At 60.4% G+C, this 19,097-nt stretch carries 20 protein-coding genes and 1 tRNA gene; 11 read left to right on the top strand and 10 right to left on the bottom strand.

Features of this window, described 5'->3' with window-relative positions; all coding sequences use genetic code 11:
• Nucleotides 1–40 precede the first annotated feature (40 nt).
• Nucleotides 41–1,951 carry a DHH family phosphoesterase gene (locus ACR3FF_RS06705; RefSeq protein WP_458187157.1) on the bottom strand — a complete coding sequence of 637 codons (1,911 nt, stop codon included), beginning with the start codon at nt 1,949–1,951 and terminating at the stop codon, nt 41–43.
• A 147-nt stretch (nt 1,952–2,098) separates the two neighbouring features.
• Between ACR3FF_RS06705 and ACR3FF_RS06700 the strand changes: the two genes are divergently transcribed.
• From ACR3FF_RS06700 to ACR3FF_RS06680, 5 genes are all read left to right on the top strand, one after another.
• On the top strand, nt 2,099–2,587 hold the full coding sequence (locus tag ACR3FF_RS06700; protein ID WP_458187156.1) for a JAB/MPN domain protein-containing protein: 489 nt from the start codon (nt 2,099–2,101) through the stop codon (nt 2,585–2,587).
• Nucleotides 2,584–3,009, top strand: coding sequence for an FAD synthase family protein (locus ACR3FF_RS06695; RefSeq protein ID WP_458187155.1), 426 nt, complete (start codon nt 2,584–2,586; stop codon nt 3,007–3,009). Before ACR3FF_RS06700 ends, ACR3FF_RS06695 begins: the two co-directional genes overlap by 4 nt.
• Nucleotides 3,010–3,184: 175 nt before the next feature.
• A complete protein-coding gene (locus ACR3FF_RS06690) occupies nt 3,185–3,859 on the top strand; it encodes a metal-dependent transcriptional regulator (RefSeq protein WP_458187154.1) in 675 nt (224 codons plus the stop codon).
• Nucleotides 3,856–4,566, top strand: coding sequence for a TMEM165/GDT1 family protein (locus tag ACR3FF_RS06685; protein WP_458187153.1), 711 nt, complete (start codon nt 3,856–3,858; stop codon nt 4,564–4,566). The genes ACR3FF_RS06690 and ACR3FF_RS06685 overlap by 4 nt, the downstream gene beginning before the upstream one ends.
• Before the next feature lie 69 nt (nt 4,567–4,635).
• A complete protein-coding gene (locus ACR3FF_RS06680) occupies nt 4,636–5,292 on the top strand; it encodes a LysE family translocator (RefSeq protein ID WP_458187152.1) in 657 nt (218 codons plus the stop codon).
• A gap of 80 nt (nt 5,293–5,372) precedes the next feature.
• Here ACR3FF_RS06680 and ACR3FF_RS06675 read toward each other — a convergent pair whose 3' ends face one another.
• Nucleotides 5,373–6,080 (bottom strand): HD domain-containing protein, encoded by a 708-nt coding sequence (locus ACR3FF_RS06675; RefSeq protein ID WP_458187151.1) that lies wholly within the window; start codon nt 6,078–6,080, stop codon nt 5,373–5,375.
• A 110-nt stretch (nt 6,081–6,190) separates the two neighbouring features.
• Between ACR3FF_RS06675 and alaXM the strand changes: the two genes are divergently transcribed.
• The gene (alaXM, locus tag ACR3FF_RS06670; RefSeq protein WP_458187149.1) at nt 6,191–6,895 is read left to right on the top strand and encodes an alanyl-tRNA editing protein AlaXM; all 705 of its coding nucleotides are present in this window, start codon (nt 6,191–6,193) and stop codon (nt 6,893–6,895) included.
• On the opposite strand, the gene ACR3FF_RS06665 is transcribed toward alaXM, so the two are convergent.
• On the bottom strand, nt 6,892–7,914 hold the full coding sequence (locus tag ACR3FF_RS06665; RefSeq protein ID WP_458187147.1) for a metallophosphoesterase family protein: 1,023 nt from the start codon (nt 7,912–7,914) through the stop codon (nt 6,892–6,894). The genes alaXM and ACR3FF_RS06665 overlap by 4 nt on opposite strands.
• A 174-nt stretch (nt 7,915–8,088) precedes the next feature.
• Here ACR3FF_RS06665 and ACR3FF_RS06660 point away from each other — a divergent pair, with 174 nt between their 5' ends.
• The 3 genes from ACR3FF_RS06660 to ACR3FF_RS06650 all read left to right on the top strand — a co-directional run bounded on the left by ACR3FF_RS06660 (nt 8,089) and on the right by ACR3FF_RS06650 (nt 10,612).
• Nucleotides 8,089–8,517, top strand: a complete 429-nt coding sequence (locus tag ACR3FF_RS06660) for a hypothetical protein (protein WP_458187146.1) — start codon at nt 8,089–8,091, stop codon at nt 8,515–8,517.
• Between the two features lie 441 nt (nt 8,518–8,958).
• The gene (locus ACR3FF_RS06655; protein ID WP_458187144.1) at nt 8,959–9,612 is read left to right on the top strand and encodes a hypothetical protein; all 654 of its coding nucleotides are present in this window, start codon (nt 8,959–8,961) and stop codon (nt 9,610–9,612) included.
• A 136-nt stretch (nt 9,613–9,748) separates the two neighbouring features.
• A complete protein-coding gene (locus tag ACR3FF_RS06650; RefSeq protein ID WP_458187142.1) occupies nt 9,749–10,612 on the top strand; it encodes an ArsR/SmtB family transcription factor in 864 nt (287 codons plus the stop codon).
• Nucleotides 10,613–10,681: 69 nt separating this feature from the next.
• On the opposite strand, the gene ACR3FF_RS06645 is transcribed toward ACR3FF_RS06650, so the two are convergent.
• The 7 genes from ACR3FF_RS06645 to ACR3FF_RS06615 form a co-directional block, all read right to left on the bottom strand.
• A tRNA-Gln gene (locus ACR3FF_RS06645) sits at nt 10,682–10,754 on the bottom strand.
• Nucleotides 10,755–10,969: 215 nt separating this feature from the next.
• The gene (locus ACR3FF_RS06640; protein WP_458187140.1) at nt 10,970–11,398 is read right to left on the bottom strand and encodes a metal-dependent transcriptional regulator; all 429 of its coding nucleotides are present in this window, start codon (nt 11,396–11,398) and stop codon (nt 10,970–10,972) included.
• Nucleotides 11,395–11,895, bottom strand: a complete 501-nt coding sequence (locus ACR3FF_RS06635; RefSeq protein ID WP_458187139.1) for a ferritin-like domain-containing protein — start codon at nt 11,893–11,895, stop codon at nt 11,395–11,397. Before ACR3FF_RS06635 ends, ACR3FF_RS06640 begins: the two co-directional genes overlap by 4 nt.
• 140 nt (nt 11,896–12,035) lie before the next feature.
• The gene (sufD, locus tag ACR3FF_RS06630; RefSeq protein WP_458187137.1) at nt 12,036–13,244 is read right to left on the bottom strand and encodes a Fe-S cluster assembly protein SufD; all 1,209 of its coding nucleotides are present in this window, start codon (nt 13,242–13,244) and stop codon (nt 12,036–12,038) included.
• Nucleotides 13,241–14,671, bottom strand: a complete 1,431-nt coding sequence (gene sufB / locus ACR3FF_RS06625) for a Fe-S cluster assembly protein SufB (RefSeq protein WP_458187135.1) — start codon at nt 14,669–14,671, stop codon at nt 13,241–13,243. The genes sufD and sufB overlap by 4 nt, the downstream gene beginning before the upstream one ends.
• Before the next feature lie 9 nt (nt 14,672–14,680).
• Nucleotides 14,681–15,583: an ABC transporter ATP-binding protein gene (locus ACR3FF_RS06620; protein ID WP_458187133.1), complete on the bottom strand. Its 903-nt coding sequence runs from the start codon at nt 15,581–15,583 to the stop codon at nt 14,681–14,683.
• Nucleotides 15,584–15,735: 152 nt separating this feature from the next.
• Nucleotides 15,736–18,420 (bottom strand): DNA-directed DNA polymerase, encoded by a 2,685-nt coding sequence (locus tag ACR3FF_RS06615; protein WP_458187131.1) that lies wholly within the window; start codon nt 18,418–18,420, stop codon nt 15,736–15,738.
• A 108-nt stretch (nt 18,421–18,528) separates the two neighbouring features.
• Here ACR3FF_RS06615 and ACR3FF_RS06610 point away from each other — a divergent pair, with 108 nt between their 5' ends.
• Nucleotides 18,529–18,714, top strand: coding sequence for a DUF7331 family protein (locus ACR3FF_RS06610; RefSeq protein ID WP_458187130.1), 186 nt, complete (start codon nt 18,529–18,531; stop codon nt 18,712–18,714).
• Nucleotides 18,715–18,759: 45 nt separating this feature from the next.
• Nucleotides 18,760–19,095: a DUF7322 domain-containing protein gene (locus tag ACR3FF_RS06605; protein WP_458187128.1), complete on the top strand. Its 336-nt coding sequence runs from the start codon at nt 18,760–18,762 to the stop codon at nt 19,093–19,095.
• Nucleotides 19,096–19,097 lie beyond the last annotated feature (2 nt).

Genomic DNA, 19,097 nt, shown 5'->3' with positions numbered 1-19,097 from the left:
CCGGAGCAACGTGGCTCGCGAGAAAGGAGGCGGTGTTCGGTTAGTCGTCCGTACGATGGCCGACCGTCGTACTCTGAAGGTCTTCGTCGAGTTCCGCGTCTGCCATCTTCTCTACGAGGGCATCGAGCACCTGCTCACGCATCCCCTGAACGAACTTGATGCTCCCGACGACGAGGTGGCCGCCGCCGCTGACGCCACCGCCGACGATTTCGTCGTTGAGTTCGGACACCATCTCCGGAATGTCGAGGCGAACACCGTCGCTCCGGAGGACGGCGAAGTCTGGGCCGTAGCCGATGGTGATGACCGGTTCGCCCGTCTCCTGTACCTTCCGGTCGTGTATTTCGCCGGTCGTCTTCCCCGGCGGCGGGTAGGTGAATCGATAGGCGTGATTCTCGACGTCCACCCGGTAGAGGTGGGCTTCGCTCGCCAGTCGCTCGTGTTTGACGTGGGCCATCGCGGCGTCGAGTTGCTGGTCGGTGTCTGCACGGGCACGCTCGGCGAGGAACGAGACGAGTTCGCGGTGGCGCTCCTCGTCGTCACAACCGACGTTGAGTACGTCGTTGATGAGGTTCCGGCCGGGGTCGTATTTCAGCCAGAAGGCCTCGTAGTCCATCGCTTCCCCGATATCCGTGAGGAACTCTTCGTCGTAGCCTTCCGATTCGGCCAGTTCGACGTAATCCGTCATTGCGTTGGCCTTCGAGCGGTCGGAGATTCCCGCGACAGCGGGAACGTGCTGGAGTTCGTCGGTCACGCCGGGCGAAATCATCCGGGCGAGTTCGACGCACATCATTCCCGTCGTGATGCGGTAATCCTCGTCGTAGAGGTACGGATTGACGTGCCCGTCGGTGTACGGTTCGACCGCCTCCGGGTCGGGATGGTGGTGGTCGACGACGATTATCGGAATGTCGTAGTGTGCTAGATTCTCGTACGCGGGCACGTCCTCTTCCGTGCTCCCGTTGTCGAGCATGAGCAAGAGCGGGAGTTTCTGGCCGTGGCGGGCCTGGTCTTCGAGTGCGAAGTTCAGGTCGCGGGTCACGTCCTCCATCTCGTAGAAGGGTGCCTTGCTCGGGAGACGCTTGAATAGGTGACGTTTCGCGTCGGGGTCCTGGTGTGTCTCCTCGATGAATCGTTTCAGGGCCATTTCCACCGGAACGCTGGCACACATCCCGTCACCGTCTGCGTGATGGCGAACGCGAATCGGGCGGCTTTCGAGCACGGTTCGTCGAAGTTGCTTGGCGATGTCGCGCAGGTCCGGAAACATCTGTTCGAGGGCGGGCCACTCCACCAGCGGTTCGGTGTCGTGTGGGTCGGCACGTTCGTCCAATGCCTCCTCGATTCGGCCACGAACGACCGACTCCTCGTCGCCCGTCAGCGCGTCGAGCGACGTCACTTCGACTTGCAATGAGCCGTCGCGTTCTTCGACCTCTCCGACGAGGTGGACGATGTCGCCGATTTCTATCTCCGGATGAGCACGGACGCCCGCTTCTTCGAACGCGGCACAGGGAACGACGCCCGTATCGTCGCTGACGTGGAAGATGGTCGGACCCCCCGTCTGTTTGATCTGGACGACCTCACCTTCGAGATGGACGCTGTCGCCGACCTGTTCGGCGAGTGTGCCCGTTTCGGCGACTTCGTACTCGTGGGCGATTGCGACCGTCTCGTACTCGTCGATTTCGGCGGGCGTGAAACTCAGGTCGCCGTTCTCTCGGACCTCGAGCAGTTCGACGACGAGGCTGTCACCGATGTCGTACTCTCGAGAGAGATTCGATTCGTGGACGAGTCCGGAGACCGAATCGGATAAATCGACGAACACACCGTAGTCAACGACGCCGTTGACGGTAGCGTGATACCGTTCTCCTTCAGAGATGTCAGATAGTGTACAATCCGCCGCGAGTTCGTACACGACGGAGTCGTCGGTTCCGTCGCCGGAACCGGTATCAGCGGAAGTCATCTTGTCCCTTCCTTCGGGGGCGCTATTTTTAACGCTTTGCAACTCGTGTCCACTCGTTCCGACCCACTCGGATTGTTGCCGAAACCGACAGCATTCGAACCCGGCGCGTTCGCAACGTTTAGAACGTGGGCTCTCGGAGTGTGTGATATGCGGCTGTTCCGCTCGAACGAGATCCTGGGTATCGCGGAGGAGACGCTGGAGTTCGCGCTCGAAGCCTCCCACGATTCTCACCCGAACGAGTATATGGGGTTTCTCCGTGGCGAGTCGGCGGGCCGACTCGGCCTCGACCGGAAGGGAACCGTCATCACCGACGTCCTTGTGATGCCCGGTACCGAGTCGAACAGCGTGAGCGCGACGGTGCAGACGATTACCGTCCCCAACGACCTCAATGCGGTCGGGTCGATTCACTCACACCCGAACGGGGTCCTCCAGCCAAGCGACGCCGATCTGGCGACGTTTGGACAGGGTGACCTACACATCATCATCGGCGCGCCCTACGACCGCGATAGCTGGCAGGCGTTCGACCGGAACGGCGACCGGCGAGCGCTGGACGTGTTGGACGTCGAACTCCCCGACGCAGAATCGTTTTTCGACTTCACGCAGGCAGACATTGACGAGGAGCTGAGAGAGCAGTGATACACGTACTCGCACAAGGAACGTTCGACATCCTCCACCCCGGCCACGTCCACTACCTTCGGGACGCAGCAGAGATGGGCGACCGACTCTCCGTCATCATCGCTCGACGGGAGAACGTAACGCACAAGCAACCACCGGTTCTGTCGAACCCACAGCGGCGGGACTTAGTCGACGCACTCGAAGTGGTAGACCACGCGCGCGTCGGTCATCCAGAGGACATCTTCGTGCCCATCGAAGACCTCGACCCCGACGTCATCGCACTGGGTTACGACCAACACCACGACGACGCGGCCATCGAAGCCGAACTCGACCGACGTGGAATCGACTGCGAGGTTCGACGAGCCTCGCCACTCGAACCGGTCGACGGCCAACTGCTCTCGACCGGGAAGATAATCGAGCGAATCTGCGAGGAGCGGTGCTAAACTCCCACCCACCGGGAAGCCCGTCCTCCTTCGCGGCGGAACGGGACAGAAGGTTCGCACAGTCGGATAGCACGTCCTCCGCCGTCACACGATTCCTCACGGAAAATTACCCGCCGAAACAGTATTGTGCACACGACAAATTAAAGAGTTAGAAGCATCTAATCCCCATTCAGTGATGTTGAGCGACGTGATGGAAGATTACTTGAAAGCCATCTATACGCTCCAGCAGGAGAGCGAGGAACCAGTGGCAACGTCCGCGATTGCGGAGTACCTCGGTGTGACACCCCCGACCGTCACCAGCATGGTCGAGAAACTGGCCGACCGTGGCCTCCTCGACCGCGAGAAGTACAAGGGCGTCGAACTCACCGAGGAGGGGGAGACGGTCGCCCTCGAAGTGCTCCGCCACCACCGGTTGTTGGAGTCGTATCTCACCGAGCATCTGGACTACTCGTGGAGTGAGGTCCACGACGAGGCGGACCGCCTCGAACACCACATCAGCGAGGAGTTCGAGCGCCGTGTGGCGGAAGCGCTCGGAAACCCGGCGGTCGACCCCCACGGAGACCCGATTCCGGACGCCGACCTGACGCCGATAGAAGACGACACGACGCCTCTCAGCGAGCACGACACGGGTACAACAGTCGTCGTTGCGCGCGTCAGCGACCGGGACGAGGCGGAACTGCGCTATCTCTCCGACGCGGGAATCACGCCCGGCACGGAACTCGAAATCGTGGACGTGGCTCCGTTCGGGATGGTGACCGTCGCCATCGAAGACGACGAACAGAGCCTTCCGGAGAGCGTCGCCCGGTCGATTCGCGTTCGTGTCGCGACGGAGGGGGTGCTGAGTTCGTGACCAGCTGGTGGGACGTCGTCGTTCTCGCGTTCACGACACAACTCGCGGTGCTCCCCGGCGAGAAAGTGCAATTCATCATCGCCGGACTGTCGGCACGCTACAAACCGTGGTTAGTCGTGAGTGCGGCGGGCGCTGCGTTCGCGCTGTGGACCGCCCTCGAGATTTACGTCGGCGGGGCACTCACTCGTCTGTTCCCCGGCGTCTATCTCGACGCGCTCACCGCGGGATTGTTTCTGCTCTTTGCCGTCCTGTTGCTCCGGTCGATGCCCGACAGCGAGACGCCCGAGGGAGTCACGAAAACCGACGGCGGCGCTATCGACCTCTCGGGTGTCGTCCCGCGGCGGTTCCAGCAGGAGGACCTCGCGACGATGGGAAAGTATAGCGCGTTCTTCCCCATCTTCGCGATGATGGCGTTCGGTGAGTTCGGCGACAAGACACAGATAGTGACAATCGGCCTCGCCGCGCAGTACGGCGCACACTCGGCTATCTGGGTCGGCGAGATGCTCGCTATCATTCCTGTGAGCATCGCCAATGCCTACTTCTTCCACAAGTTCTCCCACAAGTTGGACATGCGGAAGGCACATCTCGCGTCGGCAGTGTTGTTCCTGTTTTTCGCCGCGGATTTCTTCTTGCAACTGCTCTTTAACTTCTCCGTCTGGGAGACTGCCGTGACCGCCGTCGCCCATTTCGGACAGGCCCTCGTCTAACGTCGTTCGTCCCGTGTGGTATTACCTCAATCCCCGACCTTTTACCACCCCGGTACGAAGCCGGATTCGATGGAAGAGGTGCTCGTTTCTGCCGTCGCAGGTGTCGTCCTCGGCCTCTCGCTCGCGGCCCCGCCCGGGCCGATGAACGCCGTCATCGCGGAAGAAAGCGTTCTCCGTGGCTGGCGGTCGGGATTCTTCGCCGGACTCGGCGCGATGACCGCCGATGCCTGCTTTTTCCTCCTCGCGCTCGCTGGCGTCGTCGCCGTCGTCCGAGAAGCCCCGCTCGTTCGTGGCGTCATGGTCGGTATCGGTGGGTTGCTCATGCTGTATTTCGCCTACAGCGCGGCCAGAGACGCTACTGCGACGTTCACCGCGGACGAGGTCGACGAGAACGCGAGAGGTTTCAGAAAGGCCTTCGCACTCGCGATTACGAACCCGTATCAGATAATCTGGTGGCTCACGGCGGGCGTCGGCCTGCTCGACCCGGGGCGGTTCGACGTCCTCTCCGACCTCCCCGGCAATCTCGTCGTGACGACCGGCGGCCCGGTAATCGTCGTCGGTTTCTTCACCGGAATCGTGCTCTGGATCGTCGGCTTTCCGGCGGCACTGGTCGCCGCGGGCCGCCGCGTCGATTCGTTCGCGCCCGCAGTCGCCTACCTGAGTGCGGGCGTCCTCGCGCTCGCTGGCGTGTCGTTCGTCTACGACGCGGTGACGACGCTCGCCTGAAAACCGGCGTCTCCTCGCCGTGTGCTCGGTCTCTCACTGCGTGTCTCTCGACCGTCGCTCGTGTCGGAAAGATACCGAGCTCAGAGTTTGCGGTCGCGTGGCGACCCCGACGGCTCTGCATCCATCTCCGGCACTTCGCTCTCTAGCCACTCGCGGAACCACTTCACTCGCTTGAGTCGGCGATGAGCGATATCCCGTGCCGTTTCGCTCTGGACACGAGACGACGCGTCCTTCCCACGTTCGAGCACTCTGTCGACCATCTCGGCGGCGGCCATATGCGTTCGCGCCTCGTAGCCCATTCGCAAGAGCATCAGGGCCGTCCCGTTCGCGCCGACCTTGTCGAGCATATCCGCTTCGATGAGCGACTGCGTCTCCTTCGAGAGACTCGACAGGTCTCCCTGATACGAGTGGTTCGTGACCGCCTTGCACACCTGGTCGACGAACGACTCGGGGAACTCGCCGTGCGATTCGAGGTACTCGCGGGCCACTCGCGCACCCTCCTCTGCGTGAACGTCCTGGTCCGCGTCGAGTTTGGCGATGTCGTGAAACAGTGCGGCCACGCGGGCCACGTCGACGTCGGCACCTTCACGTTCTGCGATCGTTTCGGCCAGATTCACGACGTTGAGAATGTGGTTGAAGCGGTAGTCCGCGGAGTGCCACGGGTACCAGCGCATTCGCCCACCACCCTCTTCGTTTTTTACGCTCGCGGTGAGATACTCGTACACGAACGTTTTCATCTCCTCGAATTCCTCTTCAGAAACGGGTGAGCCCTTAATCTCGACACCCATAAAATCTCCTCCGTTGTCCACGGTAAGTACTCATTATTGATACAAACGCACGATTCGCTCTTTAGCGTTACGACGAGTTCGTTAAGTAACGGCTGTTCGTCTACCCGCGTATGACGGAGACGCTGTATCTCGACGCGACGTACGACCGCGAGTTCGAGGCGACGGTTATACGCGTTTCGGGCGAACGAGTCGTTCTCGACCGGACGTCGTTCTATCCCGAAGGAGGTGGCCAACCAGCCGACAGGGGTGAACTCACCGCTGAGGGGTCGACGTGGCAGGTAACCGACGTACAGAAAAAAGACACCATCTATCACACCGTCGATGGGACGCCACCGGCGGAGGGAACGACCGTCACCGGACGACTCGACTGGGACCGCCGCTACGCACACATGCGATACCACGCCGCCCAACACCTCCTCTCGGCGGTCTTGCTCGACGAGTTCGACGCCCAGACGACGGGAAACCAGCTCTACACCGACCGCGCGCGAATCGACTGTGCGTACGAACGATTCTCCGACGAAGAGTTCGACCGCATCGAGACGATGCTGAACGAGTACATCCAGGCCGAGTTACCCGTCAGGTGGTACGAGTTGGACCGCGAGGAGGCAGAAGCGACGCTCGACCCGGAGCGGACCCGCATCCACCTCCTGCCGGAGAGCATCCGTGAGATTCGCATCGTGGAAATAGACGACGTCGACAGAACTGCCTGTGCGGGCACGCACGTCGAGAATACGGACGAGATAGGAACCTTCCGGATTACGGGTCGAGAGACGAAAGGGAGCGACGAAGAGCGTCTAAAGTTCGTCCTCGATTAGGTCGGCTTCGACACCGAGAGGCGCTCGTCCGCCAGTGGTAGCGAGGAAATCCTGTCGAGTGCCATCTCGGCGACGACGGTGCTCCGGGCGGAATCTCTCTTCGCGTGTCTATACGCCTCGTTCGTTCCTTCCGGTCCGGCGGTCGGAACGAACCGAACCGTGGTTCCGGCGGGCCCGACCTCCATGAGCAGGTACGCCTGCGGGAACGAACACAGGGACGGAGCGACGATCTCGCGGATGTCATGCGTCCGGGCGACGGCGGGGATGTGGAGGTGGCCCGAGACGTGGAGCGGCACGTCGTGTCGGGAGAGTACGTCGGCCAGTTCGTCGGCGTTTCTCGTCGGAAACGAAGATCGCCACGAACGAACGTCGCTCTCGGCGGCGAGACCCGGAAGATTGTGGTGCATGACGACTATCGGTGCGTCCGTCTCGGGAAGCGTCTCGTCTAGCCACGCGAGTTGTGTGTCGGAGACGACACCGTCGTGGGTGTCGGCGAGTGACCCGTCGGGTGCCGAAGCACTGTTCAAGCCGACGATATCGACGCCGCCGACGCGTTCGTGGAAGGGGAGTTCGCCGCGAGCGAACTCCGATTCGAACGACGCGAGTGTCGGCGTCTCGTGTTCGTCGAACGACTTCGGAACGTCGTGGTTTCCGGGGACGGCGAAATGCGGTACGTCGAGGTCGGCGAGCAAAGTGCCGACCGTCTCGAAATCCGTCGTCGCGCCGTCTTCGGTGAGGTCTCCCGCGAACACGAGCGCATCTACGTCGCGGGCGTTCACGTCCGAGACGACGGTTCGAAGCCTGTCCCGGGTTCTGTGAAACACCTTCCACGTTCCGCGTTTTTCGGTCGAAACGTGTGTGTCGGAGACGACGGCTACCGTCGTCGGCATCGCGCTTCGAGGTCGTGAAAAGCGCGCGAAGATGGGGCCAGCGTCGGTGTGTTCGGTGGCCGGTTCGTCGGCAGCATCGGTCGGACGAATACCTTTCGAAAGTTCCGTCCTCGCCCCGTATTCGGTCATTGCTCACTCGTTGGAAGCGGCGGCTGAAATATAAATTTGGCGCATGGAGTATATACTTTACCCTATAGTCTATATATTGACTGTAGGGATACGTCCGTTTTGATTCAGGTCACCTCCAATACACGTGTCTGACTGACTTTCATTACGTCGCACGTCGAAATAGGGGGTGGGCAGATGAGTACGAGAAATTTAAACGGAATCGAGCAACCAACGACCGACTCGTCGTTTCGGTATCTCAATAGGGGATTGCAGCTAGCCGGGATATTTTTCTTCGTCAACGGAATCTATGTGGCGTTCTTCTCGGCGAACCTCGTCACGACGCTCGGCTACTACTTCGTCGTCGTCGCGGCGGTGTGTGCAGTTCTCTCGCAAGTGTTTTCACCCGACAACCCTGCCGTCTCGCCACAGACGCAAGCAACGCTTCGACGGTTACTGACTCGTTCGGAACAGAAAACGACTCGGCGTTCCCGTTCCCGACAGAACGGTTCAAAGCGTCGGAACACGTCCAACGTTCGTCGGTATCTGCGGGCGCTCGTGAAAAGGGTCACCGACGACGACTCCCGCCGTTCCACGTCGCGCCGTAACGGACGCGACCGGCTCTGAGTACGTTTTCGACCCGAAACACGACGGCCATTCGTCTCAAAAATCGAACTCACCAACGACCGCGACCGTACAGCGCCAAGGTACCGTCTTCCACGAACTCGTCTTTTTCGTACACACTCACTTTGACGTACACCTCCGGAGATAAATATCTTGTCTCCGCACGTAACAACGAAATAGTATGGCAGGGGATGGAGAACGTCTCTCGAGTGCTTTCGGCCCCGGTGTCGTGGTCACTTCCGGTGTCGCCCTCGTCTTCATTCGTTTCCGGTTCGGCGAAGCCGAGCGAACGTCGGGGTGGCTTCCGGATACTCCTGTTCTGAAGCGGTCGGAGAGGGTAGGCTGTCGTTAATTTCTGTACGTTTACCGTTGATGGGAGAAATGACTGCTTGAAAGCCATCAAAAGGATATTTATGCTTCATCACGGTAATCTACACACTACGTATGAATCGGCAACGGTCAACTTCCCTCGTTCTCGTCCTCGTGGTCGTACTCGCAGGCTGTAGCGGTATCGGCGGTTCGGACACGACGACCACGACGACGAAAACGACGACAACGACGAGCGAGGTGTCGACATCGGCTTCGACGGAAACGACGACGACGGACACGACGACTGCGACTTCGACGGAAACGACGACGACGGACACGACGACTGCGACTTCGACGGAAACGACGACGACAACGGCAGAATCGTGGTCGCCACCGAAAGCTCCGAACAAACCTATCGACGACAAACGTGAGCCCGGTCGTATCAAGAGCGTAACGTTCACCAACAAAGTCGAGGCGAAAAGCGGCAACGGGTACACGAACTTCGACGTCGAAGTCGTGGCGAACACGAGCATGCCCGGCGTCGACCCCGAACCGCTGGTGGACGGTGACCCGTATTTCCTCGTCCGTATCAACGGTCAACGAGTCGCGCGCGCGGGTGTCAGGTTCCAGCACGACGAGGGAACGTACAGTGTCGAAATCGACGAGGGAGCGTTCCAGCAGTTCGACTCCGGAACGCTGCAGGTAGAGGTCCTCCTCCTCGACAAGGACAAGCAGACGGACGACCTGTACGGAAAGTGGACAGGAACGATTCAGTACAGTTCGAAGTAAGCTTCCCCTTCTCGCCGTATTTCTCTCCGTCGTTCAGCGCCGACGTTCCCGGTCGTCGGTCGGCCCGACCACGTGTGACGGTCGCCTTCGATATCGGTTCGAGTACAGTTAAATCAGCACCAGTCGTACAGGTTGCATGGCTCACGATTCGCTCTCTCCCGACGAGGCGTTTGCCGTGTTGGGCGACGAGACTCGTATCGCTATCCTCCGCGTCCTCTTCGAAAACGCCACCGAACCGATGTCGTTCTCCGAACTTCGGGACGCCGTCGGGATGCGCGACTCTGGCCAGTTCAACTATCACCTCGGAAAACTCGTGGAACAGTTCGTCCGGAAGACGGACGAGGGCTATCGGCTCCGTCTCGCCGGTTGGCAGGTCGTCGGCGCGATTCTCTCGGGAACGTACACCGAATCCGGCAACACCGACCCAGTCTCGTTCGACCACCCGTGCCCGAGTTGCGGTGGCACCGTCGTGGCGACGTACGAAGACGAACGGATGCATATCCGCTGTGCGGACTGTAAAGAGTTGTTCGAAGCCGCGAGCATCCCACCGGGTGCGCTCGAAGGGTTCGCCCCAGAAGAACTCACCCAGCGGTTCGAGCAGTACATGCGGGGGCTCGTCGGTCACGCCCGACTCGGCATTTGTCTCAGTTGTCAGGGTCGGATGTCACCGAAACTGTCGACGGACCCCGACCCGGAGAACGGCGTCGACCTCGAGGATACTCCCGTCGTCGAATATCGCTGCCGTCGGTGTCCCGAAGTTGTTTCCGTCTCGCTCGGCACGGCACTGCTCGACCACCCCGCTGTCGTCTCGTTCCACTGGGAACACGGCATCGACCTCCGAACGGTCTCCTCGTGGTCGCTGGCGTGGCTCACGGACGACCGGCCGGTAGTCGAATCCGAGACGCCACTTCGGGTTCGTCTTCGCGTCGAACTCGACGGGGACGTGCTCGAACTCGTGGTCGACGAGTCGCTTTCGGTGGTCGAAACGGTCAGGACGTAGTTCGCCACCACCGAGCGATACGAGTCGGTAGGTGGTACTCTTCTGGAGTAGTCTTTCGATAGATAACGATAGTCCCGGGCGGATTCGAACCGCCGTCAATGGCTCCAAAGGCCATTATGATTGGCCGCTACACCACGGGACTGCACTCATTTCATTCGCTCGCCCCGTGTACCTCGCAGTTATTTCAGAACTGCTCACCACCACGGGACTGCACTCGCTTTGCACGCTCGTCCACCGACCCTCGTCTCACTTCGCTCGACGAGACGTCACGGGACTGCGATTGCATCTGCGGGTAGCGCATCCTCGTACAAGTGTGTTGCTTTTCGCTCTATCCTCCCGAAAGGAGAACCCAGTGATTCAGTCTGCTTCTCCTTGCTCTGCGAGGTACGCACACATGTCGCTCTCGGCGTGGAAGCAATCCGGGCACTGGGGTTCGCGGTCGATGATGGTATCCAGTCGCTCGGCCACGGTCTCGTCGATGACGCTCTCGAGTGCCGTCGCTTCGGCGCGGAACTCTTCGACTTCGAGGACGTTGGCGAGGAAGCGTTCGAGGATGCAGTAGGTCTGGAGGGCGTCACGGGCACGCGCTCGCCCCTCGTCGGTGAGGGTAGCACCTCGATACTTCTCGTGTTCGACCAGTCCGCGTTCCTGGAGTTTGCCGATCATCTCGTTGACGCTCGCCGGACTGACACCGAGTCGGTCCGCGAGTGCGCCGGTCGCCGCCGGGCCGTCGTCGATACGCTGGACGAGGAAAATCGCTTTCAGGTACTGGTCTGCGGTGTTCATTCTGCCGCCTCCATCAGTTCTGCCACCTCTTCGACGCCCGCTGCTTCCTCCTCTCGAATCGCGGTGAGCGTCTCGAGCAGTCGCTCGCGGTCGAGACCGAACGTCGCGTCGCTCGCCTCGATGGCCTCGATGAGGTCGTCGTAGAACTTGTAGGCCGTCTCCTCGCCGTGGAGTTGGTCGTACAGGACGCCATCGAAGTCGTCGGGTGCGGTCTGGGCGTACTGCTCGCCGACCAGCAACTCGATCTCTTCGAACGGAACCGTCTCGGCATCGAGTTCGGCGATGAGCGATTCGAGGCGTTCTCGGTGTTCTGCGGACTCTTCGCGTGCTTCTGCGAGTAGTTCGCGCACGTCTTCGTGGAGTTCGTTCCGCTCTTTGGAGGGAAGCGACTCGAAGTGGCGTGCGGCTCGTGCCTCGACCAGTTCTTCCAGCACCACGCCAATCTGAAGCAGCCGCGCTAGCTGGCGGTCTGACGAGACGCGCTGACCCACACTCATGCGTGGGGAGTAGAGGTGGGGAAACTTAACAGTCCCTACTACGATTTCGTGTGAAGAAAAAGCGCAAAAGTGGTGACCGACGTGTGAAAGCGAAGGTCAGAACCGAGAGAGAAAACTAAACCACGAGCGGTGATGCGTGCTCAGTGGTGGAGACGTTCGACGATCTTCGAATCGAGGTCGTTCCGGAGTTCTTCGACTTCGACCTCCTCCAGGACGGGGACGAAGAACCCTTCCACGAGCATGTTCTTCGCTTGCTGGTCGCCCACGCCGCGCGAGGTCATGTAGAACAGGTCTTCCTTGTCGATCTGTCCGACCGTCGCGGAGTGGCTCGCTTCGGTGTCGTGGTTGTTGATGATGAGCTTCGGCGAGGCGTCCGCTTCGCTGCCGTCCGAGAGCATCAGCGTGTTCTCACGCTGGTAGGAGTTAGTGTCCCACGCTTCCTTACCGACGTCCTGGACGCCCTCGTAGACGGACCGAGCTTCGTCGTCCAGCACCCCGCGCGTCACGAGGTCTGCGGTCGTGTGCGCCGCCTCGTGCCAGACGCGGGCCGCCACGTCGAAGTGCTGGTCGTCGTGGCCGAAGAACGCGCCGACGGTCTTCGTCTCCGAGCCTTCCCCGTCGAGCGTCGTCTCGACGGAGGATTTCGTGAGCCGCGAACCGAGGTTACCCTCGACCCAGTTGACCGTGGCGTGGTCATTGGCGCTGCCGCGCTTCAGCATGTAGTTGTACGTCTCCTCGTCCAGGTCCTGCAGAGAACCGTACTGGACGTGGCTGTTCTCGCCAGTCGCGACCTCGACCAGTCCGCTGTAGTAGCGTTCGCCCGACAGCGGCTCGGAGTCCTGTCGCTCCTGGATCGTCACCGAACTCGACTTCTCGGTGACGACGAGCGTGTAGTTAAAAAGCGACTGGCTCTGCATCGTCGTCCGGATGGTCACGTCCTCGGCGGCGACGCCTTCGGGGACGTAGACGAGCGTCCCGGACGTAAAGAGCGCCGTCGAGAGCGCGGTCAGGTAGTTCTCCTGCGGGTCGATGACCGAACCGAAGTGCTCTTCGACCACGTCGCCGTGTTCGTCCATCGCCTCGGACAGCGGGAGGACGTGAACGCCGTCGGGTTCGACGCGCTCTTTTTCCTCCTCGGCTTCGAGCGGGTCGATGAAGCTCTCGTAGTCGAGCGCGTCGAGGTTCGTCCAGTCACGTCCCGGCGTCCGGATGACCTGCGGCATATCGAGGTCGTCCAGTGCGGCCAGCGCGTCGAGACGCGTTTCGAGCAGCCACTCGGGTTCGCCGAGTTCGTTCGAAATCTCCCGAACCGTCTCCTCCGAGAGTGTGCTGTGTACCTGCGTGCTCATCCCAGACTCCCCTCCATCTCGAGTTCGATGAGGCGGTTGAGTTCGACTGCGTACTCGATGGGTAGCTCTTCGGTGATGGGTTCGATGAACCCGCTGACGATCATCTGTTTCGCGTCGTCGTCGTCCAGACCGCGACTCTGGAGGTAGAACACGTCCTCGTCGCCGATCTTTCCGACGGTCGCCTCGTGGGCGACGTCCACGCGGTCTTCGTTGATCTCCATGTACGGCATGGTGTCCGACGTGGATTCGTTGTCGAACATCAGCGCGTCACACTCGACCGAGGTGGACGAGTCGACTGCGCCGTCACTGATGTGGACGAGGCCGCGGTAGTTCGTGCGACCGCCGTCCTTGCTGATGGACTTCGATTCGATGGTGGAGTTCGTCTTCGGGGCGTTGTGGTACACCTTCGCGCCGGTGTCGATGTTCTGTCCCTTGCCCGCGAAGGCGATGGATATCTGGTTGGCGCTCGCGCCGCGACCCTTCAGGATGGAACACGGGTAGAGCATCGTGGCCTTCGAGCCCATGCTACCGGAGACCCACTCCATGCGCCCACCGGCTTCGACGATGGCGCGCTTGGTGTTCAGGTTGTAGGTGTTCTTCGACCAGTTCTGGACGGTCGAGTACTGGACGTGTGCGTCCTCCCCGACGAACACTTCGACGCCGCCGGAGTGGAGGTTGAACGCGGAGTACTTGGGAGCCGAACAGCCCTCGATGTAGTGGACTTCGCTCCCCGGTTCCGCGATGATGAGCGTGTGTTCGAACTGGCCCATCCCCTCGGAGTTCATGCGGAAGTACGCCTGCACGGGCATCTCGACGGTGACGTCTTCCGGGACGTAGACGAACGACCCGCCGGACCAGACTGCACCGTGGAGTGCCGCGAACTTGTTGTCGCTCGGCGGCACACACTTCGTCATGAAGTACTCCTTGACGAGGTCTTCGTGCTCCTGGACCGCCTGGTCCATGTTCATGAAGACGACGCCCTTCTCCTCCCACTGCTCTTGCATGTTCTGGTAGACGACCTCGGACTCGTACTGGGCACCGACGCCGGAGAGCGCGTTGCGCTCTGCTTCCGGGATGCCGAGTTTGTCGAAGGTGTCTTTGATGTCATCGGGCAGGTCGTCCCAGCTGTCCGCGCCGCCGCGAGTCTCCACGTCGGGGCGGATGTACGGGACGATTTCTTCGACGTCGAGCTCGGTGAGATCGGGCTGGCCGGGCCAGTCCGTCGGCAGGGGCATGTTCTGGTAGTGCTCCAGTGCGCGCAGTCGGCGCTGGAGCATCCATTCGGGTTCGTCTTTGTCCTCGCTGATGAGGCGAACGACCTCCTCGGTCAGCCCCTTGTCGGACTTGACGGCGGCCCGCTGTTCTTTCTTGAACTCGAACCGTTCTTCGGTATCTGTCTCTTTCAAGTGGTCCTGTTCTGAACTCATAGTATCACCTTATGCGGTCTGGTAGACTTCGTCGCGGACCCAGTCGTACCCCTTGTCTTCGAGTTTTTCGGCGAGTTCCGGCCCGCCTTCCATGGCGACTTCGCCGTCGAGCATGATGTGAACCGTATCGGGTTCCACGTAGTCGAGGATACGCTGGTAGTGGGTAATCTGGAGGATGCCAGTACCCTGTTCGTCGCGCAGTGCGTTGATTCCGTTCGATACGTCCTGCAGGCGGTCGATGTCAAGTCCGGAGTCGATTTCGTCCAACACCGCGATGGACGGTTCGAGGATGGCGGCCTGCAACACCTCGTTTTGCTTTTTCTCGCCGCCCGAGAAACCTGCGTTCAGGTAGCGGTGGGCGAACTTCTCGTCCATGTCGAGCAGTTCCATCTTCTCGTTGAGCAGCTGTTGGAACTCCGCGACGCTGACCTCGCCGTCGTCGGCAGGTCCTTCCATCGGGCTGGTGTCGTAGCCTGCTTCCTCTTCTTCTTCCTCCGCGTCGTCGCCTTCGAATAGGTCCTCACGTTCTTCGAGTTTCGCGTTGAGCGCGGTACGCAGGAAGTTGGACATCGTGACGCCTTCGATTTCGGCGGGGTACTGGAAGCCGAGGAAGACGCCGAGCGCAGCGCGCTCGTTCGGTTCCAGTTCGAGGAGATTCCAGGTGCGCATGTCCTCCGGAATCTCCGTGTCGCCGAACTCGTTGCCATCGAGGTGAAGCAGTACCTCACCCTCTGTGACTTCGTACGCGGGGTGGCCCGCGATAATCTTCGACGTCGTCGACTTTCCGCTGCCGTTCGGACCCATCAGCGCGTGAATCTCGCCGGAGTTAACTTCGAGATCGACGCCCTTGAGGATCTTTTCACCTTCTTCCACGACCTCTGCGTGGACATTTTTTAGTTCGAGCGTTGCCATTGTTAGGTTCACCTAAGTCGTTTGGAGCAAGGGCAGGTCGACCCATAACCGTTTCGCATTCGTATGGAATCGATTTTCGGAAAGAAAAATTTCTTTTCTCAGATTGTAAAAACAGTGGTCTCTTTATAGCACTTCGCCAGTTCGAACCTCACTCACATGAAACTATTCAAACCGGTCTGCTGTTGTCCCGTCTTCACCTCTTCCCACGAGATGTCGAGTGCTTCGAGCACGCGCGCGATGGGGCCTTTGAGCGTCTTGTCGAGCATCTTGTCCCAGTCTACCTCGAACTCGTCGGGCACCTGATCTGCGTACTCGAAACAGATGACGTCCTGTTCGCGTTTGAACTCGCCGTACAACGTATCGGCTCGGGCGTCTAATCCTTCTTCTTCCATCCGCTCGAAGAACGTCGGGTGGACTTTCTTCAGATAGAGTCGCTTCGGTTTGCTCCCGCGCTGGAAGTTCGTCCCCAACAGCAGGTTCGCGTATTTCGCCCCCCGGACCTGTGCCGTGTCGGTGTCGTAGTTGTCGAGTCGCTTTCCGATGCCGCCGGGGATGGCGACTTCGTTCAGGTCCACGTTCCCCTCTCGGAAGTCCTCGATGACGTCGTGGACGTAGGTCTTTACGTCCTCTAAGTCCTCTCCAGTCACGATCATCTCGATGACTTGCCGCTGGACTTCCTTCGTGATGGGCGCGATGTCCGAGCGTTTGTACTCGAACCCGGTGATATCGATGTCGTCTACGTCCTTGCCCTCCTTCCAGACGATGTATCCTGCGTATCGTTTCTTCTTGCCTGCCTGGAAGAACCGCCGGTAGAGCTTCTCGAACTCGATCTGGAAGCGATGTTCCTCCGCGTTGAGTTCCTCGCGTGCGAACTCCTCGTACCGGGCGTTGATGTGCTCCTCGATTTCGAAGGACTGCTCGATGGCTTCCGATTTTTCGATGTCTCCTCCGAGTTCGAGCATGACCGAGTCGGTGTCGCCGTAGGCCACGTTGTAGTCGATTTCGTTCGCGGCAGTTTCGGTGAACTCGATGACCTCTCGACCGGTCGCGGTGATGGCCGCCCCCATCTCCTTGTCGTAGAGGCGGAACCGCTCCCATCCCAGCACGCCGTACAGGGAGTTCATGATGACCTTCACGGCGGCTTGTTGGCGGTCGTAGATTTCGTACTCCGCACTGTCGGGGTCGTGTTCGTTCCGGAGCGATTTCTTCTCCTCGCGCTCGGAGAGCGTCTCGTTGATGATTTCCCGGACGATGCCGTCGGGTTCTTTCCGGAAGTGGCTGCCGTTGGGGGCGACGTAGGTGTCGCCGTCGTACGTCTCGGGGTCGACCGACGTCTCCGGCGACAGGTTGAGCGTCACCATGCACATCGGATACAGCGATTTCAAATCGAGCACGGTGACGTTCTCTTTGACGCCCGTGATGGGGTCGAACACCGCACCACCTTCGTAATCTTCCGCCTCGAACTGTCCTTTCGAGGGGAGCGCGAACTGACCGTGTGCCTTGTGTAGGACGTACACGTCCACCGCGTCGCCGGGCGTCGTCGCGTCTTCGAGTTTACAGCCGACGAACGAGGCGACTTCCTGCCAGAACGCGACGATGTTCTGCTTGCGGTCGAGTTCGACACAGAGTTCCACGTCTCGAACGTTGTACTCCAGCAGGCGCGTGGGGTCTTGCTCCCAGAGGTCGCCGATGTCGCCAGCGTAGCGTTCCTTGCCGACGCCGAGTTCCGTCTCACCGACCGCGTCCAGTCGATAGGAGTCGAGTTCGGTGAACTGGGTGCGTTTGTACGCGTATAGCAGGTCGAAGACGACTCGCCCTTTCACCGTCGGGCCGCCCCAGTCGCTCCGCCAGACCTCGTTCACGCGCGAGAGCCGTTCGTGGTCGAGGTCGTAGTCGTGGTGTTGTCCGTCCAGTCGTTCGAGGCGGTCCAAAAAGTACGGCGCGTCGAAGTCGTCGAAGTTCCACCCCGTGAGGACGTCGGGGTCGGTTTCTTCGATGTAGTCGAGAAACGCCGCCAGCATCGCTTCCTCTTCAGCGAAGGTCCGTATCTCGATGTCGGACCCGTCGCGGAGTGGTTCGTAGTCGGAAAGCTCGTTCGGCGAATCGGCATCGGCGTCGCCTCCGGGTGCGTCGTAGAGCCAGGCGACGTACTCGTCGCGGTAGGAGTCGTGGCTCGTGAGACAGATGATGGGTTCTTCGCCGTCTTCGGGGAACCCCGAGCGGTCGTCGACCTCGATGTCGAAGGTGTGAACGCGGAGGTTCGCCTGCACGTCGGCCGCTTCTACCTCCGCCGCTTGCACGACGATATCGTCGTCTTCCCCTCGGCGCTCCGGCACGCGAATCCCGCTTTTGATGTCCTTGTCGATGAGGAATCGATTCGGAAAGAGGATGTCGGCCTCGTAGTGGTCGAACTGGTCGCGGATGTTCCCCACGTCGCGTGGCGTCTTGCCGAAGATCTTCGTCAGCTTTTCGCCGCGGATGCTCTCGTAGCCCTCCTCGGTGCCGGTGATGCGGTCGTCGCTCAGTTTCTCGTCGTCCAGCGTGTCTGTCGGAGCGTAGAAGTACGGCCGAAATCCGACGACGCGGACGTGTTCAAGTTCGTCGTCCGGCGTTCGTCCGAAGACGTGGATGATGGGTGATTCGTCGTCGCCGTGTCCGTCGATGGTGTAATCGACCTGAGACACTGCCAGTTCGATTTCCCCTTGCGAATCCGGAAGCCAGTCGGTGTCGGCGTCTACGACCTGCACCGCCGTCTCGTCGGCTCCCGCTACGGCGTGGGCTTCTGCTGTGGGACGCTCGTCCCCGCCCGCGAAGTCACCAAGCCCGGATTGAGTCATGTCGATTGTTTTTGGTGCTTCCCGATAAAAACCCTCCCGTTTGTGCCAGTCGCCGGAAGGGAAACTGATTTATATGTGTTAACTCATAGCACAGTTGAGGTCAAGTCAATGTCTGACCGTGCCACCGAAGACAGTAAGCTGGACCGCGCAGAAACCGGACTACCGGCTCCCAACGAGCCCATGGGTTCGATAGAGGCCTACGAGACGGACGACGGGGTGGTATTTTACGACGCCGAAAATCCGCTCGGATGGGTCAAAGCATCCAGCACGGTCACGCTAGAGAAACACGTCTGAATCGACTCCGAACGCTTTTCACTTCCCACACGATTTTTCGAATCGGTGTTCGATAGATTCGGTCACGACGACGAGGGTTCCGAAGACCCCGGTGACGCTCCAGAAGCCGACCTCGTACCGACGGTCACAGACCCATCCGAGAACCTCGAAATCGACACGCCCACGGTGCGCGATTACAGTCAGGTAGAGGTCGACTCGGAGCTACAGAAGGAGTTCTGGGTGCAGGTCTTGCTCTTCAACGTCGCTCTGTTCACGGTCAGTCTCGGTCTCATGCTCGTCGGGTTCGAGCGTCGGTGGTTGTTCGGTGGCGCGCTCGTCGCAGTGGGACTGGTGGCGTTCGCCCGCGGGTACCGGCGATATCGCGCCGTCCAGAAGGACTAACC

The organism is Haladaptatus ordinarius, assembly GCF_054177595.1.
Note: the sequence above shows the minus strand (reverse complement) of the source record. Positions and strands in the feature narration are given on the sequence as shown.